General features: G+C 55.4%; 15 protein-coding genes. 9 read left to right on the top strand and 6 right to left on the bottom strand.

Going from position 1 to position 16285, the window contains the following annotated elements; all coding sequences use genetic code 11:
- Positions 1-10: 10 nt before the first annotated feature.
- A complete protein-coding gene (locus tag AC07RN_RS14675; protein WP_478336697.1) occupies positions 11-2152 on the bottom strand; it encodes a TonB-dependent siderophore receptor in 2142 nt (713 codons plus the stop codon).
- Between the two features lie 377 nt (positions 2153-2529).
- Between AC07RN_RS14675 and AC07RN_RS14670 the strand changes: the two genes are divergently transcribed.
- Genes AC07RN_RS14670 through AC07RN_RS14650 form a run of 5 tightly spaced genes read left to right on the top strand, consistent with a single transcriptional unit; the run spans position 2530 to position 7211 of the window.
- Entirely contained in the window at positions 2530-3339 is an 810-nt protein-coding gene (locus AC07RN_RS14670; protein ID WP_478336696.1) for an ABC transporter ATP-binding protein, read from the top strand.
- Complete coding sequence (locus AC07RN_RS14665; RefSeq protein ID WP_478336728.1) at positions 3336-4319, top strand: FecCD family ABC transporter permease; 984 nt, start codon at positions 3336-3338, stop codon at positions 4317-4319. The genes AC07RN_RS14670 and AC07RN_RS14665 overlap by 4 nt, the downstream gene beginning before the upstream one ends.
- Positions 4316-5368 carry a FecCD family ABC transporter permease gene (locus AC07RN_RS14660; RefSeq protein ID WP_478336695.1) on the top strand — a complete coding sequence of 351 codons (1053 nt, stop codon included), beginning with the start codon at positions 4316-4318 and terminating at the stop codon, positions 5366-5368. The genes AC07RN_RS14665 and AC07RN_RS14660 overlap by 4 nt, the downstream gene beginning before the upstream one ends.
- Before the next feature lie 11 nt (positions 5369-5379).
- Positions 5380-6327, top strand: a complete 948-nt coding sequence (locus AC07RN_RS14655; RefSeq protein ID WP_015960425.1) for an iron-siderophore ABC transporter substrate-binding protein — start codon at positions 5380-5382, stop codon at positions 6325-6327.
- Positions 6324-7211, top strand: a complete 888-nt coding sequence (locus tag AC07RN_RS14650) for a MurR/RpiR family transcriptional regulator (RefSeq protein WP_478336694.1) — start codon at positions 6324-6326, stop codon at positions 7209-7211. The genes AC07RN_RS14655 and AC07RN_RS14650 overlap by 4 nt, the downstream gene beginning before the upstream one ends.
- Here the strand turns inward: AC07RN_RS14650 and AC07RN_RS14645 are convergent, their stop codons facing one another.
- Positions 7212-8051, bottom strand: a complete 840-nt coding sequence (locus AC07RN_RS14645; protein WP_015960423.1) for a helix-turn-helix transcriptional regulator — start codon at positions 8049-8051, stop codon at positions 7212-7214.
- A gap of 166 nt (positions 8052-8217) precedes the next feature.
- On the opposite strand from AC07RN_RS14645, the gene AC07RN_RS14640 reads away from it, so the two are divergent.
- Genes AC07RN_RS14640 through AC07RN_RS14630 form a run of 3 tightly spaced genes read left to right on the top strand, consistent with a single transcriptional unit; the run spans position 8218 to position 12552 of the window.
- Positions 8218-10035, top strand: coding sequence for a DUF2264 domain-containing protein (locus AC07RN_RS14640; protein ID WP_478336727.1), 1818 nt, complete (start codon positions 8218-8220; stop codon positions 10033-10035).
- Positions 10036-10068: 33 nt separating this feature from the next.
- On the top strand, positions 10069-11337 hold the full coding sequence (locus AC07RN_RS14635; RefSeq protein WP_478336693.1) for an oligosaccharide MFS transporter: 1269 nt from the start codon (positions 10069-10071) through the stop codon (positions 11335-11337).
- 27 nt (positions 11338-11364) lie between these two features.
- Positions 11365-12552 (top strand): glycoside hydrolase family 88 protein, encoded by a 1188-nt coding sequence (locus tag AC07RN_RS14630; protein ID WP_478336692.1) that lies wholly within the window; start codon positions 11365-11367, stop codon positions 12550-12552.
- 83 nt (positions 12553-12635) lie between these two features.
- On the opposite strand, the gene AC07RN_RS14625 is transcribed toward AC07RN_RS14630, so the two are convergent.
- The 4 genes from AC07RN_RS14625 to qseB all read right to left on the bottom strand — a co-directional run bounded on the left by AC07RN_RS14625 (position 12636) and on the right by qseB (position 15669).
- Positions 12636-12950, bottom strand: coding sequence for a putative quinol monooxygenase (locus tag AC07RN_RS14625; protein ID WP_478336691.1), 315 nt, complete (start codon positions 12948-12950; stop codon positions 12636-12638).
- Positions 12951-12979: 29 nt separating this feature from the next.
- A complete protein-coding gene (locus tag AC07RN_RS14620) occupies positions 12980-13561 on the bottom strand; it encodes an NAD(P)H-dependent oxidoreductase (RefSeq protein WP_059177500.1) in 582 nt (193 codons plus the stop codon).
- A gap of 105 nt (positions 13562-13666) precedes the next feature.
- Positions 13667-15013, bottom strand: a complete 1347-nt coding sequence (qseC, locus tag AC07RN_RS14615) for a quorum sensing histidine kinase QseC (RefSeq protein ID WP_478336690.1) — start codon at positions 15011-15013, stop codon at positions 13667-13669.
- A complete protein-coding gene (gene qseB / locus AC07RN_RS14610) occupies positions 15010-15669 on the bottom strand; it encodes a quorum sensing response regulator transcription factor QseB (protein ID WP_015960416.1) in 660 nt (219 codons plus the stop codon). The genes qseC and qseB overlap by 4 nt, the downstream gene beginning before the upstream one ends.
- 149 nt (positions 15670-15818) lie before the next feature.
- On the opposite strand from qseB, the gene AC07RN_RS14605 reads away from it, so the two are divergent.
- The gene (locus AC07RN_RS14605; protein ID WP_059177503.1) at positions 15819-16226 is read left to right on the top strand and encodes a YgiW/YdeI family stress tolerance OB fold protein; all 408 of its coding nucleotides are present in this window, start codon (positions 15819-15821) and stop codon (positions 16224-16226) included.
- Positions 16227-16285: the final 59 nt, after the last annotated feature.

Genomic DNA, 16285 nt, shown 5'->3' with positions numbered 1-16285 from the left:
TTTTTTATCCTTAGAAATCCATCTTCACCGTAAACTGCACTTCGCGTGGATCGCCAATCTGGTTACCCAGATTATTGGTGCCAATCGACGACGTGTAGTAGGTCTTATCGAACAGATTCTTCACGTTCACCTGCAGCGTCACCGGATACTGCAACTTCATTTTATACGCGGCGAACGCATCTGCGACGACGTAACCCGGCAGGTAATAATCCGCGCCATTGGTGGCGGAGCGACGGCTCACGCCATGCCCGCCGCCGCCCAGCGTCAGCGTATTTCCGCCGATCACATTCTGAATGTCGTACGTCAGGAACAGGGAGCCCGTATGTCGCGGCACGTTTGGCAGCGGTTTACCTGAATAATCAGGATCTTCCAGCACTTTCGCATCCGTATAACCGTAGCTGGCGATAATATTGGTGTTCTCGGTCAGCGACCCCGCCACGTCGACTTCTACGCCCTGCGAGCGCACGCGGCCTGCGGTTTTGGCGACCGTTTCATCCCCCACGCTTTCGGTATACAGCACGTTGCGTTTATGGATATCAAACAGCGCAATATTGGCAGTAATGCCATCGAAAAGGTCAAACTTGGCACCCACTTCGTAGGCATTAGACGTTTCAGGCGGCAGGTTACCAATATAGCTGGCGATGGATGACTGCGGCATAAACGTCTGGGAATAGTTTGCGAACAACGACACCGATGGCGTCAGCTTGTAAACCAGGCCTGCTTTCGGCGTCCACTGGTCGTCACGGCTGTCGGTATTGACGTTAAACGGACGGCCTTTACCGGCATATTGCGTATAGGACTGATAGCGCAGCCCGGTCACCGCGATCCATTTATCCGTCAGATAAAGCGCATCCTGCACATAAGCGGAATAGCTCTCCTGCTTAATGGTCTGGTCGCTGTCGGACGCGGAAACGGACGTGCATTTGCTGAGATCGCCATACGTTGGGTTGTAGATATTAAAGCCCTTAACGTTCTTGCAGCGGATCATGTCCGTGCGCAGCAGATCGTAATTTTCGTACGATACGCCGGTCAGGATCTCGTTATAAAACCCTGCAATGTCGACGTTGCCCTGCAGATCCGCGCGAGTGCTATGCATGCGCTGGGTCGAGCCTTGTGTCGCATCGACGCGTCGGGTCAGATTTCCGGTGGACGCATCATAGGCCATCACGCGAGCCTGGTTATCCGTGTATTTATCCTGGCTAAAGCTGTAATCAAATTTCGCCGTCCACTCGCTGTTAAGGCGATATTCGGCGTTCAACTGCGCCAGATCGGACTCACCATCGGTAATGTTAAACGGTTCGTCGAAACGTGTTTTGCGATCGACATTAACGGGCTGCTTGGTATTGAGATCGAAAATAGTCCCGCGATCGAATGGCGTTTTATAGTCGCGATGGGAGTAAAGCACCGAGACCGTCGCGTCATCACCAAACCAGGTCAGCGACGGCGCAATATAGGTGCTGCGCTCTTTGCCAAAATTACGCCAGTAATCTTCATTCTGGTATTCACCCGTCAGGCGATACGCCAGACGCGTTCCGTCAATCGGGCCCGTCACATCAAACTGCCCGGTGCCACCGCCAAAGCTGGTGGACGTCGCGGAGATCGATCCGCCAAACGTTTTTTCTGGGCGTTTGGTGACGACATTGATCAACCCGCCTGGATCCAGAATGCCGTACAGCGTCGATGCCGGGCCTTTCAGCACTTCGACTCGCTCGGTCGAGGCGTTAAAACTGCGGGGAAGCACGGTGCGCAAACCGTTGGTCATCACCGAACCGTCACGGTTAGCGCCAAAGCCGCGACGAACAAACGCATCCTGCGTGCCGCCAAGCGTGTTGGTTTGCACCACGTTGCTAACGTTGTACAGCGCTTCGTCGAGCGTGGTGGCGTGCTGATCTTGCAGCACCTTATCGCTCACGGTATTCACCACCTGCGGGATATCCAGCATCGGCATGGTAGTGAGCGTGGCGGTGGAGGTGTTCAGCGGTTGATAACCGTTGGTCGCTTCCGTTTTAGCGTTGGGATCGGCAATGACGGTTAACGTCTCGCCATCTTTCGTTGTTTTATTTTCTGCCGCCTGCGCCAGAGGCACAATAAATAGCAGTGAAAAGAGCGCGCGCCCTTTTACCCCAGAGAAGGAAGGTGTGAACTTAACCATTTAATTTTTATCCCGAAATACCCTGCGAATGCTCGCGGGTGAAGCTGTGTTTCATTGCCCGTAAAGCGCTACCCGTTTGCCTGAGTGGTATCGGGTATGTAATTGAGAATCATTCAATCATGGCGAGATGTAGTAGTAAATGGAAAAAAGCGAAAAACGGCTACAGGAAAGTTATACCGGATATTTATCGCAGTGAATGAGATTAAGTGACTGTAAATTAATTATTTAATTCATATTGTATTGAACGGTTAATCGCGTATTACCCCTGGTTTTTTTAAGGTGTTTATCCTCTTGACTACTACATGGCGCAACGGCAAACTCACAAAAGAGAATGAGTTTTATTTTTATTTGTCTGTTATTTGATTAAGTTGGCACACGTGGCTCAAAACGCGACAGAGCAGGGATTGGTTCTCGATAATCTCTCTGCTGGTTATCAGAAAAAAATCATCGTTGATGACATTTCCCTCACCATTCCCCCTGAAAAAATGACCGTTCTGGTTGGGGCAAACGGATGCGGTAAATCGACCCTGCTCAGCACCATTGCGCGTTTGCTGCAACCCATGGGCGGCACGGTATTGCTCGAGGGAAAGCGCATCCATGAACAACCCACTAAAAGCGTCTCGCGCAGGCTGGGCATTTTGCCGCAGTCACCGCTCTTGCCCGAAGGGTTAACGGTATTTGAGATGGTATCGCGCGGGCGTTTTCCATGGCAAAACTTTATGCGCCAGTGGACCGACGCCGACGAGCAGGCAGTCGAAGAGGCGCTGCGTTTAACCGGCACTCAGGAATATGCGCATTTGCCTGTCGAAAGCCTCTCTGGCGGCCAGCGGCAGCGCTGCTGGATTGCCATGGCGCTGGCGCAACAAACGCCGTACATCCTTCTCGATGAGCCAACCACGTATCTCGATTTACGCTATCAGGTCGAGATTCTGGAACTGCTTTACGATTTAACTCGCCATCACGGGCGCACCGTCGTTGTGGTATTGCACGACCTCAACTTTGCGGTGAACTACGGCGATACACTGGTCTTTTTACGCGAAGGGAAAGTGAAAAGCGTGCTGAATGAAGACGATGTGTGTACGCCGGAGCTGATCAAAGCGGTATTCGATGTCGACGTGCAAATGTCGATCAATCCCGTGACGGGCAAACCGTTCTTTATGCCGTTTCGTCGCGCAGGAAAAGCCTGATGCGCACTAGCCTGGCATCTGTTGTTTTCATCGCGTTGCTGCTGGCGGGAGCCATTTTGCATCTTGGGATTGGCGCGCGGTTTATCCCTGCGCAGATCGTAGCGCAGGCGTTTCTCGCGTTCGATCCGCGCAACTTCGATCACAACGTGATTATCAATCTGCGCCTGTTGCGCCTGCTCGCGGCTCTGATGACCGGTGCGGCGCTGGGCGTGGCGGGCGTACTGCTGCAAGCGGTGATCCGCAATCCTCTTGGCGAGCCGCATATTTTGGGGCTGAACGCGGGGGCGGCGCTGGCAGTGGTGCTGACCAGCGCGCTTGGGCTGACGTTCCCCGTTGGACGTCCGCTGATTGCGGCGGCGGGGGCGGCGGCATTATTTCTGCTGGTCTTGACCCTTTCTTCAGCCGGGCGAAGCGGGCTAACGCCCATGAAAGTGACGCTATGCGGCGTCGCGATTTCGGCGTTTGCATCATCCATTACCGCGGCGGTCTTAATTTTGGATGAGCAAACGTTGCTTTCGATGCGCACCTGGCTTGCGGGTGATGTGGCGGGCGTGAGCTGGGCGACAATCCAGACTGCCGCCTGGGTCGCAGCGTCTGGATTGACGCTGGCGATTGCGCTTTCTCCTTCAGTGAACATGCTCGCGCTCGGCGATCGCATGGCGCAGGGCCTGGGCGTCTCGCTGCTGCGCACGCGTCTCCTCTGCCTGCTGGCGATTGCGTTGCTCTGCGGTGCGGCGGTGTCGATTGCCGGGCCGATAGGGTTTATTGGCCTGGTTGTCCCTCAAATTATCCGCCGTCTGGTGTCGACTGATTTGCGCGTCATGGTGCCCCTGTCCGCTTGCTGCGGCGCGCTGGTGGTATTGCTGGTGGATATCGCCGCCCGTGCGCTGTTTGCGCCCCACGAGCTGGCGACTGGCGTAGTCACAGCCCTGGTCGGCGCGCCGGTGTTTATCCTCATGGCGACGAGAATGTTCAAATGAAACCAGCGGTTCTTCGCGCAGGCCTCAGGCCTCTACGTCTGGGCGGATTTTCTAACGTCGTTCGTCCTAAAGCGCTCCTTTTGCTGGGGGCGCTAGTCCTGCTTTGTCTGGGGATGACGCTGTTTGGCCTCACTCACGGCTCGCTGCCTATTCCCGCGTCGGCGATAGGACGTGCGCTGTTTTACCCCGATGCACTCAGTGCTGATGCGCGTTATATCGTCCAGGATATTCGTCTGCCGCGCCTGCTGATGGCGCTACTGTGTGGAGCTATGCTGGGTGTCGCGGGGGCGGCGATGCAGTCGGTAACCCGTAACGGCCTCGCCGATCCCGGGCTGATTGGCGTGAAAGAGGGTTGTAGCGTCGCGGTTTTACTGCTGATTTTCCAGTTCCCGGCGCTCGGCGTTATCTGGCGACCAGCGATAGGCATGGCAGGCGGGCTGCTGACAGCGCTTTTGGTCGTGCTGCTCGCCCGCGATATCTCTCGCCCGCGCTTTATTTTGATCGGCATTGGCGTGTCGTGGGCATTTGCCGCCGGAATGGGTGTTTTCATGACCACCGCCGACGTACGCGACGTGCAGACCGCGCTGCTGTGGCTGGCCGGAAGCCTGCATGCGGCCAACTGGACGCTGGTCAGCGTTGCCGCAGGTTGGGCACTTCCGGCGTTTGCGCTCCTGCTATTCACGGCGCGCGCGACCGACGTTTCGCTTCTGGGTCATCAGGTCGCCACCGGGCTTGGCGTGCGCCCCGCCAGACTGGCATTACTGCAGGTGATTGCACCGGTGTTATTGACGGCCGCCTGCGTCTCTTGCGTGGGAAGTATTGGCTTTGTGGGGTTAATCGCCCCGCACATGACACGATTTTTACTGCGCGGCGGCCAGACGTCGCTGCTTGCGGGCAGTGCGGTGTCAGGCGCGCTGCTGGTTTTGCTGGCGGATAACCTTGGGCGGCTGGCTTTTCTGCCGCTGCAATTGCCCGCCGGTATCATTGTCTCGCTGATTGGCGGGCCGTTTTTCCTGGTGCTGCTCTGGCAGCGTCGGGACAGGTTTTAACCGGGGGCGTTATGCGTTTATTCTTTTCCCTGCTGCTACTGGCGGGGTTTTCCGTCAGCGCAGCTGAAAATGTGCAGACATTTACGGATGATTTGGGTCGTGCGGTGCAGGTACCCGTCCACCCGAAACGGATCGTGTCGTTACACGATCTCGACATCACGATCCCGCTGATCGAACTCGGTGTTCCGCCCATCGCCAGCCACGGACGCACGCGCCCTGACGGCAGCCATTTTCTTCGCTCCAGCGGCATGTTAACGGGCGTCGATTTTGATAATTCCGACATCAAATTTATCGGCACGGCGGATATCGACATAGAAGCTATTGCTGCCGCAAAACCGGATCTGATTATCACCGAGCCCACGCGCAACACACCGATTGAGCAACTGGCGCGGATCGCCCCCACGGTGAGCATCGATCATCTCGACGGTGGCGCACCGGAAATCTACCGCAAGCTGGCGCAACTGACCGGCACGCAGGCGCGGCTGAGCATTCTGGAGCGTCGCTATCAGGAACAACTCAACGCGCTGAAAGCGACGATAGGCACCCAGAAGATCTCCGTTTCGGTCATTCAGGCCAACCAGGGCAAAATCACCGCTATGCACAGCTATCACTCGCTGGGCCGCGTGCTGCGTGATGCCGGATTCAGCTTTCCGCCGCTTATCGACAGCATTCCGGACGGTGGCCGTATTGACGTGAGCGCCGAGCGTTTGCCGGAGCTGGACGCCGATTTTGTCTTTGCGACGTGGCGCGGCGACACCGGTGGCAAACCGCAGGACGAACTGGCGGCCATGGAAACCGTGATGCCTGGCTGGTGTCAGTTCCTCACTGCCTGTCGTACCGGGCATTACGTCCTGATTTCCCGTGAAGAGGCGATCTCTAACTCCTTCGCTTCGCTGGGTCTAATGGCGGCGCAAGTGCAATCGCAAATCGCGGGCCGCCCGCTCCCGGAGGCGAAGTGATCCGCAAAGATAAATCGCGTGTCGATCTCTATGGCGATCGCTTTCGCGCCCGCGCACACCAGCTGACGCCTCGCCTGCATCAGGTCGCCACGTACATCAATGAGAACCGTGAAGCGGTGATGGAACAAACGGCGATGGAGATTGCGGCGGTTCTAAAAACCTCCGATGCCACCGTGGTGCGGGCGATTCAGGCGCTCGGTTTTGCCGGACTGCGGGATCTGAAAAGTACGCTTGAGCACTGGTTTGGACCGGCGATCAGCGCCAGTGAAAAGATCTCGACCACGGTCAATATCCTGACCAGCGACGTCAATTCCAGCATCGATTTTGTGCTGGAGGGCCATCAACATACCTGCGAGGTGTTATCAGAGCCAAACAATCGCTTCGCCATGGCGCAAGCGGTGGCGCTGCTGAGTGAGGCACGCCAGGTGGCCATTTTTGGCATTGGCGCATCGGGTGTTCTGGCGGAATACTCCGCGCGCATGTTTAGTCGAATGGGGCTGCCGGCTACGGCGCTCAATCGCACGGGAATTGGGCTGGCTGAACAGCTTATTGAGCTACAGCGCGGCGACGTACTGGTGATGATGGCGCAGAAATCCGCGCACCGGGAAGGGCAAACCACGCTGCGCGAGGCGAAACGGCTGGGCATTCCCGCGATCCTGCTCACGAACGCTCTGGATTCGCGCTTCAGCAAAGAGGCAAACGTCGTGATTCACGTCCCACGCGGCGGCGAGAAAGGTAAAATTCCTCTGCACGGCACGGTGCTGCTGTGTCTGGAGATGATCATCCTGTCGGTCGCCTCGACCACGCCGCAGCGCAGCATTAAATCGATAAAGCGCATCAATGAATTACACCGCGGATTGAAGCCGGGTAAAAAGAGCAACTGATCATGCGCCAGGATGATTCTTCCGGTACTGCAAGGGCGTCTCACCGATGCCCTTTTTGAAGGCGCTAATAAAATACGTCACGTCCGAAAATCCCACCCGCGTGGCGATATCCCGCACGCTCTCATTGCTGTGAAGCAGGCATTCGCAGGCTTTTCGCAGCCGCAGCGTATTCAGGTAATCATGGATTTTCTCGCCCGTTTCAGCATGAAATTTTCGTGAGACGTAGCTGCGGGACTTTCCCAACTCGCCAGCCAGCGCATCGAGGCTGAATTTTTGCTGGTAGTGTTCATCAAGCCAGAACATGACCTGACTGGCAATGCCGTGGCTGCTGCCGGGCGCGCCGTCCTTATCATCCGGCAGCATTGCAAACAGACTGATGATCAGGCTGGCGACACTTTCGCTGGTTAACGGTGGATGGTAGCCGCTAAACAGATGATGAATATGGGGATGACAATCTGCCATATCCGCCACCCACGCTTCACCGCCGCGTCGGGACAGTTTTTGCAGCCGCTGCTGCGTCTGCGGAAAATCGCGCAGCACTTTCAGAACCGCATGGTGATCGAGATGAATAATCGTGCGGCGATAAATCGCTTCGGCCTGCTCATCGACCATGACTTTGTGCAGGGTAAACGGCGGGAAGAAAAACAGCCGTCCAGGGCGCATAGTGTAATGACGATTATCGACAATCGCCACGCCAAACCCTTCTTCCACATAGAGAATTTCCAGGCATTGGTGCCAGTGGTGATACCGCACCGTATTGGCAAATAGCCGACTGAACGACACGATGGTGTCGTTTAAGGTAATCAGCTCCAGATGGTCGGATTTTGGCATCTCACGCATAGTGCAATAAAACTCAACTTTTGCCCTTCTGTTCGTCTTTATAAACCACCTTTTTAAATTTTCTCAACTGTGGGTTTATTGATCTCTCGCCGCTGTGACGTGGCTAACATTTCTACGGTGTATGGATTCACTATTCTTTGCCGCAGATGATGACGAGGGAAAGCGTATGTGGGCGGCAAACAAAGAAACATCAAATCCGTTGTCTTCCCGTCAGGACGTGGTGGCGGAATTCAATACGATGCTGGGTGCAGTGGATAAGCAATTTCCGGCGGGGAGTTCGCGGTTTTCGCTGGGCGATACCTGCGCACACTACGCCACCGACGTGGCGCATATGGAGGGGCTGTCGCGCGTACTATGGGGGCTGTTTCCGCTGATGGCGGCGGGCGATACTACACCGTTTAGCGACAAATACATCGCGGCCATCAAACAGGGGACCGATCCGCAAAGCGCAGGCTATTGGGGCGAAACAGAACCTTACGATCAGCGTCTGGTCGAGATGGCATCGTACGGCCTTGGGTTGTCGCTGTTGCAGGAAAAACTCACCGACCTGTTCACCGAGCGCGAGGTGATGAACCTGCACGCGTGGCTCAATCAGATAACCGACGCGCAAATGCCGGACAGTAACTGGAACTATTTTGCCATTATGGTTCAGCTGGGGTTTAAACGCGCCGGGTTGCCGTTTGATCAGGTGGCGATCGACCGCCGCTTCGCCATGATGGACGCTTATTACCTCGGCAATGGTTGGTATTCCGATGGTCCGGGGCGACCAAAAGACTACTACATCTCGATGGCGTTTCACTTTTATGGCCTGATCTACGCCACCTTGAGCGGCGACGAGGAGAGGGCAACGGTGCTGCGTGAGCGTTCGCGTCAGTTCGCCGAAGATTTCATTTACATGTCTGCCGCCGACGGCGCGTCGGTGCCGTTTGGCCGCAGCCTGACCTATCGCTTTGCGATGGTAGCGTTCTGGAGCGCCGTCGCTTTTTCCGGCCTAAATGTGTTCACGCCGGGCATCGTGAAAGGCATTATCCTGCGCCATCTTCGCTGGTGGCAGCAGCAGCCGATCCTCGATCGCGACGGCATTTTGACGCTCGGCTTTGCCTATCCCAATCTGGCGATGTGCGAAGATTACAACTCGCCAGGCTCTCCGTATTGGGCGCTGAAAACGTATCTGATTCTGGCGTTGCCGGAGGAGCATCCGTTCTGGCAAGCGCAAGAACAACCGCTGCCAGCGCTGGCCGAGAAACGCGTTATTTCACACGCGCAGCAAATCCTGATGCACGCCGATGATTCGCAGCACGTCACGATGCTCACCGCCGGGCAGCTTGAGCTAAACAACTATGTGAATACCGACGCGAAATACACCAAATTCGCCTACTCCAGCCGCTTCGGCTTCACGATTGAGCGCGGGCGTTACGGCCTTAAACACGCGGCCTGCGACTCTATGCTGCTGTTATCCGATGGCGACAATTACTACCGCGGGCGTCGGGAATGCGCGGAAGTACGCGTCGACGAAAATGGGATTTTCTCGCGTTGGTCGCCATGGCAAGACGTTCATATCGACACTTGGCTGGTGCCGTTTGGCGCGTGGCATATCCGTCTGCATCGGGTGAATAGCGGCAGGACTTTACAGGCAGTAGAAGGGGGCTTTGCGGTGATGAAGACGCAGCCGCAGCTGACCGCGCGCGGATGTTTTCTCTCGGCGGATAACGGCAGCAGCGTGATTGCCGATCTGTCGCCTGCCATCACGCGTCAACCTGACACCGTTATCACGCCGCCAAACAGCAGCATTATGTTTGCTGAATGCGCCGCGATTCCGGTACTCAGCACAACCCTCCCGCAAGGGGAAAGCTGGCTGTGCTGCGCGGTTATGGCGTGCAGCGATTCGCACAAAATAGCGGAGATCCCGCAGCTTCAAATTAATACCGATCAGGTCGTTATTCGTGACCCTGATAATAAACGTCAGCTCTCTTTCTTTTTATAACACTCTGGCACCCTATATTTCGGCGAGGATAGTATGGAAAATACATCAACGAATAACAGAACCGAATATTACAAAATCAGTACCTTTATCTTTCTCTATTTCTTTACGTGGTCGGCAAGTATTGGTTTGCTGGCGATCTGGCTCGGACAAAAGGCCAATCTCAGCGGATCGGTTATCGGGACGGTATTTGCGGTTAACGGTATTTTCTCCGTTATTTTAAAACCGATCTACGGCTATATTCTCGATAAGATCGGGATGAGCAAATACCTGCTCTATTTTGTGGTGGCGATGTCGGCCCTCATGGCACCGTTCTTTATTTATGTCTATCAGCCGCTGTTAATGTCCAACACGATGCTGGGTATTATTATCGGCGCGCTCTATTTAAGCTTTGCCTGGTATGCGGGCGTGGCGGCGTGTGAATCCTATTCCGATCGCTTCAGTCGTCTGAACGGCATGGAGTTTGGTCAGATTCGCATGTGGGGTTCCCTTGGCTGGGCGGTGGCGTCGTCGTTCTCAGGCCTGCTGTTTAACCTCTCGCCTGCGTATAATTTTATTCTGGGTAGCGTGGCGTCAGTCATCATGCTCATTGTTCTGCTGAACCTGAAAGTGAACACTAACTCCGTTCATGCCGCTGACGTACTGACCAAAGAGAAAATCGCCCCTTCGGATGTTTACGCGCTGCTGCGCAGTCGCAAGTTTTGGGCCTTCTGCCTGTATGTCGCCGGCGTGGCGTGGATGATGTTTATCGCCGAGCAGCAGTTCTCGCGCTACTTCGTCACCTTCTTTGACGATATACATCAGGGCAACGCGGTATTCGGCTACCTCGGCACGGTTCAATCGGGTATGGAATTTGTCATGTATATGGTGATTCCGCTGTTCGTGAACTTTATCGGTGCCAAGCGCGGATTACTGATCGTCGGGTTGATCGTCGGGGCGCGTCTGATTATTTCCGGCCTGTGCGATTCCCACTTATTAATTTCCATTCTCAAGCCTTTATACGGTCTGGAAATCTGTTTGCTGCTGGTGTCGGTATTTAAATATATCGCCGAGCATTTCGATAAACGTGTAAACGCCACCATGTACTTATTGGGCTATCAGGCGATGCTGTATGTCGGAAATGTGGTTATCTCGTCACCGGCGGGATATATGTATGACCGCATCGGATTTGAACAGACCTATATCATTATGGGCGCAACGGCGCTGACCTTTACGCTGATCTCTGCCTTTACGTTATCCGCCTGCCAAAGCAAATGGCGTGGCACATCTGCAATCTCTGTAGCAGAACAGAATCCATCTCGATAATTTTGCCGTCAAAGAAGGAACCGAAATATGTTAAGTCATATCGTAGAGGAACGTCTGGCCGATATTCCCGCCCCCGTTAATGCCCATGCATTCAGGGATGAATTAAGCACGGCACGCCAGCATGTCCTCGAACTGATTAGCCGTCATTTAACGGAGTTCGGTGAACAATTCCCGGCAGAGACCTGCAAAGACGGATTTTATCCGCTGACCGACAACGTCGAATGGACAACCAGCTTCTGGACCGGGCAGCTGTGGCTGGCATGGGAGATGAGCGGTGACGAAAAATTCCGTGCGATGGCCGAGAAGCACACCCGCTCTTTTGGTCTGCGCATCGCCGGTCGTCACGATACGAATACCCACGATCTGGGCTTCCTTTATACGCTCTCGTGCGTGGCGGACTGGCGTCTGACCGGCAACCGCGAGGCGCGTGGCTTTTCGCTGCTGGCGGCAGAAGCGCTGCTTGAGCGTTTCCACGATAAAGCCAGGATCATCCAGGCGTGGGGCGATCTGTCCGATCCCGAGCAGGCCGGGCGGATGATCATCGACTGCAACATGAATCTGCCCCTGTTGTACTGGGCGACCGAGCAGACGGGCGATCCGCGCTTTGCCGATGCCGCCAAAGCTCATGTTATGCAGGCAGCGATGTATCTGATTCGTGAAGATGCCTCTACGTTCCATACCTATTATATGGATGTCAAAACCGGTGCACCGCGTTACGGCAATACGCAGCAGGGCTACGCCGACGACTCCTGCTGGTCGCGCGGCCAGGCGTGGGGGATTTACGGTTTTCTGCTGAGCTACATTTATACCGGCGACGACACGATGATTGCCCTGTCGAAACGGCTGGCGAACTATTTCCTCAATCGACTTCCGCAAGACGGTGTTTGCCACTGGGATTTGGCGCTGGTCGGCACCGATGCGCTGCGTGATTCGTCTTCGGCGGCGATTGCGGTATGCGGCCTGCTGGAACTGGTCAAACACCTGCCTGCGACCGATCCGGATCGTGAACGGTATCTGGAATGGGCGAAGGGCATTATGTCCTCGCTGACAAAACACTATCTGATGGGAAAAGACGAGAAGGGCAACGGTCTACTTAAGCACTCGGTTTACCATCTGGCGAGCGATAAAGGCGTGGATGAGTGCGCAAGCTGGGGGGATTATTTCTACGTCGAGGCGCTGGTGCGGTTTACACAAAGCTGGAAATTGTACTGGTAATTCCTCCGCTACCCAAAGAGGCGAGGGAGTAAACTCGGCTACGGGCAGTTCCCTCTCTCCTTAGGAGAGAGGGGTAGGGGAACTTAAACCCCTTGCTCCAGAATACGGATATGCGTTTCCAGAACGTTACCTTTCACCACGTCGCCCCACGCTTTCATGTGTGGCGTTTGCAGATGCGCTTCAAGATGGGCCACGGTTTCCCACTGCTCAACCATAATGATGGAGTCAGGTGCGGTGGTCTGGAAGCTCACGCCTGCAGCGGTGTCCACCATCGGCGCATAGCCGTGGCAGCCTTCTTCTTTCAATACGGCCGGGATAATCTTCACGAACTCATCCAGCACGGCCTGGCGGTGATGTTGGCCTGGACGCGTACGGATTTCAGCAATAACAGTTAACATGATCATTTCTCCTGATGACAGGCTACCAGTTAAGCAAAAATCTCGGCGAGATGCTTGCGATATTCGGCGATATAGCGCGGCACGTCTGGCATTTTAATCACGTCATTCACGATAAACGTTGGCAGCGGCTCCAGCGCCAGGAACTGATTGGCCTTATGGAAAGGCAAATAGGCGCCATCAACGCCCACGCCATGGAAGAACTGATCTTCGTCGGTGAAGGCATCCAGCGGGGCATTCCAGGTCAGAGACAGCATGTATTTTTTGCCGTGCAGCAGACCGCCGGAACCGTATTTTTTAGCGCCATCAGAACGAGAGCGACCATCGCTGGCATACAGCGAACCGTGGCCTTCGGTAAACACATCATCCATGTACTTTTTCACAGTCCACGGCGCGCCCATCCACCAGCCCGGCATCTGCCAGACGATGACGTCGGCCCACAGGAAATTCTGCACTTCGGCTTGAATGTCGTAATCGCCGTCGGTACGCACGACTTTAACATCGTGTCCGGCGTCGCGCAGGAAACCGTCCGCGACCTCGGTCAGGGTGTCGTTCAGTTGGCCGTTAGAGTGGGCGAATTTTTTCGCACCATTGATAATCAGGATATTGCTCATTCGTTTTCCTCAGTCTTGTGAGATTGGTCACGATTTTACCCGCAACAACGATGCGGTGAAATGAGCAAAATGTGTAAAGTCTTTTGCTTCTGGCGCAATAATGAGTCACCAACTCACCGTCACCTCAAAGCCGCCTTCCCGTGCATTGGCGAGCGAAACGCGCATGCCGTGCAGCGCGGCGATACGTTTGACAATTGACAGCCCCAGGCCGCTACCGGTTTCATCCTGGCCTGGCGGACGGTAAAAACGCTCGCCAATCCGCGCCAGCGCGTCGGGGGAAATGCCCGGGCCGTTGTCGCGTACGGTAAAACTCTGGGCGCTAAGCGTGACGTCCACCGCGCTGCCGCGTGGACTATAGCGCACGGCATTGTCCAGCAGATTGCGGACCAGCAGGCTCAGCAGCAATGGCTGACCGGAACGGGTCACCTGAGTGTGAATATTCAGGCGGATCTCAATCCCTGCGCGCTGGGCGTGATGGTAAATATCCATCACCGCGGATTGCAGCAGATCGGCCAGCGGAATCGCTTCGATGTCATCGAGATTGTCCAGCGAATCCAGGCGTGAAAGCGTGAGCAGTTGATCCACCAGACGCGATGCGCGATCGATGCCGGTGCGCAGTTGCGCGAGCGCTTTTTCCTGCGCGGCGGGATCGTCGAGCGAAAGCTGCGCCACTTCGGTTTGCACCTTCAGCGCCGTCAGTGGACTACGAAGTTCGTGCGCGGCATCGGATGTAAAACGCCGCTCGCGCGTCATCATCTCCTGCGTGCGGTCAAACAGGTGATTCAGCGCGTCGAGCAAAGGGCGCACTTCCGTTGGCACGCCGTCGGTGGCGAGTTTTTCCGTGGCATCTGGCGCGCGCTGGCGTAACGACTGCGCCAGGCGCTTCAGGGGACGTAGCTCGCGGCTTAATAAGACAATAAGCAGTAACAGCATTAGCGGCAGCGCGACCAGCCATGGCGTGAGCTGCGAAGTGACGACATCCAGCGCCATCTCCTGGCGATATTCCCACTCCTGGCCGACCACGATACGGTAATTGCCGTTGGGTGCCGTCAGCCACAGAAACCGCCACGCGTCTTTATCATCCTTGAGCTGGCCGTTATCAAAGCCATCACGGCGATAGTCATACGGAATATCCTGGCCATTTTCGCCATCGTGCAGCAGCATTTTGCCGTCAGTGGAATAAATGGCGAAGGCCAGCGCGTCGTCGTCAAGATGCCCGTGTTTGGCTTTTTTGGGCGCTTCGCGCATGCGGGCAGGGGCGTTGAGTTCGTCGATATCCATCGTCAGCAAACGTTTTGCGAACAGCATCTGCTGGGTATCGAACAGCTTATCGAGCTTGTGCGTGGTCTGCTGCCACGCCACCACGCTGGCGGCGAGCCAGGCGGCCAGCGACAGCACTAAAAAAAGCAGCGTCAGGCGTAATTTCAGACTTAAACGTTGCGTCAGTTTCATACGTCACCCAGGGTGTAACCGATCCCGTGGACGGTGCGGATAAAATGGCTGCCCAGTTTGCGACGCAGGTGATGGACGTGAACTTCGACGGCGTTGCTGGAGACATCATCATCCCAGGTGTACAGCTTCTCTTCGATGTTTTTACGCGGCAACACGCGGCCCGCGTTGCGCATCAGCAGTTCCAGCAGGGCGAACTCTTTCGGCTTGAGGGGGAGCGTTTCGCCGTCCAGTTTGGCGACCAGACTCACCGGATCCAGCGTCACGTTGCCGTGGCGCAATTCACTTCGGGTCTGACCGTGGCTGCGTCGCACCAGCGCCTCGAGTCGTGCGGCGACTTCCACTAAGGCAAAGGGTTTGCACAGATAGTCATCGGCCCCCAGGCGCAACCCCTCCACACGCTGATAAAGCGCGTCGCGCGCGGTGAGAATCAATACCGGCTCGCTGCGCCCTTTTTCGCGCCATTCGCGCAGAATATCGAGGCCATCCATGCCCGGCAGCGTGAGATCCAGCACGACCGCATCGTAAGGGGCGGAATAGAGCGCGGTTTTACCGGTGCCGCCGTCGGTGAACCAGTCAACGCTAAAGCCCATTTTTGTCAGCCCGGCTTTGAGGCCGTCACCAATGAGCTTGTCATCTTCTACCAGTAAAATGCGCATTATTTCCTCCATGAGGTTGCCGTTAAAGAGCAGTTAACCTCCTGCAAGCCTCTGCTGTACAGCAAAAATAAAAAAATTTCCCCCTTAAGAAGTTGTTAAGGTTTACGCTGTTTAATGGAGTTCTAAACAACATAAAGGGAGAGATAACGATGAAAAAATTAGCAGCGATGACCGCTATCATGATGATGACCACTGCCCCTGTGTTTGCCGCGCAAGGTGGATTCAATGGCCCGTCGGCGACGCCGGCCCAGACCCAGACGCAAACTCAGCAGGGCGGGTTCGTGGATAACGACGCCAATCTCACCACGGCGGCAAAGGTGAAAGATCAGAAGGACGACAGCTGGGTCAAACTGCGCGGGAACATCACCGAGCGCCTGTCTGACGACCGCTACCTATTCCGCGATACCACCGGCACGGTGAATGTCGAAATTGACCATAAACGCTGGAACGGTCAGACCATCAGTCCGCAGGATAAAGTCGAAATTCAGGGTAAAGTTGATAAAGAGTGGAATGAGTTTGAAATCGACGTCAAACAGGTCATCAAGCTGAACAAATAATGTCAAAAAGGGCCGTTTCTGCGGCCCTTTTTCTTTGTGACTCAACTCGTCAGATAGGG

Source organism: Lelliottia sp. GFLA7 (assembly GCF_056490165.1).
Note: the sequence above shows the minus strand (reverse complement) of the source record. Positions and strands in the feature narration are given on the sequence as shown.

What these genes read in the sequence shown, in the direction of transcription:
- AC07RN_RS14675 (WP_478336697.1), bottom strand. Translation starts at nt 2,152, where the DNA reads ATGGTTAAGTTCACACCTTCCTTCTCTGGGGTAAAAGGGCGCGCGCTC.
- AC07RN_RS14660 (WP_478336695.1), top strand. Translation starts at nt 4,316, where the DNA reads ATGAAACCAGCGGTTCTTCGCGCAGGCCTCAGGCCTCTACGTCTGGGC.
- AC07RN_RS14655 (WP_015960425.1), top strand. Translation starts at nt 5,380, where the DNA reads ATGCGTTTATTCTTTTCCCTGCTGCTACTGGCGGGGTTTTCCGTCAGC.
- AC07RN_RS14645 (WP_015960423.1), bottom strand. Translation starts at nt 8,051, where the DNA reads ATGCGTGAGATGCCAAAATCCGACCATCTGGAGCTGATTACCTTAAAC.
- AC07RN_RS14640 (WP_478336727.1), top strand. Translation starts at nt 8,218, where the DNA reads ATGTGGGCGGCAAACAAAGAAACATCAAATCCGTTGTCTTCCCGTCAG.
- AC07RN_RS14635 (WP_478336693.1), top strand. Translation starts at nt 10,069, where the DNA reads ATGGAAAATACATCAACGAATAACAGAACCGAATATTACAAAATCAGT.
- AC07RN_RS14630 (WP_478336692.1), top strand. Translation starts at nt 11,365, where the DNA reads ATGTTAAGTCATATCGTAGAGGAACGTCTGGCCGATATTCCCGCCCCC.
- AC07RN_RS14625 (WP_478336691.1), bottom strand. Translation starts at nt 12,950, where the DNA reads ATGTTAACTGTTATTGCTGAAATCCGTACGCGTCCAGGCCAACATCAC.
- AC07RN_RS14620 (WP_059177500.1), bottom strand. Translation starts at nt 13,561, where the DNA reads ATGAGCAATATCCTGATTATCAATGGTGCGAAAAAATTCGCCCACTCT.
- qseC (WP_478336690.1), bottom strand. Translation starts at nt 15,013, where the DNA reads ATGAAACTGACGCAACGTTTAAGTCTGAAATTACGCCTGACGCTGCTT.
- qseB (WP_015960416.1), bottom strand. Translation starts at nt 15,669, where the DNA reads ATGCGCATTTTACTGGTAGAAGATGACAAGCTCATTGGTGACGGCCTC.
- AC07RN_RS14605 (WP_059177503.1), top strand. Translation starts at nt 15,819, where the DNA reads ATGAAAAAATTAGCAGCGATGACCGCTATCATGATGATGACCACTGCC.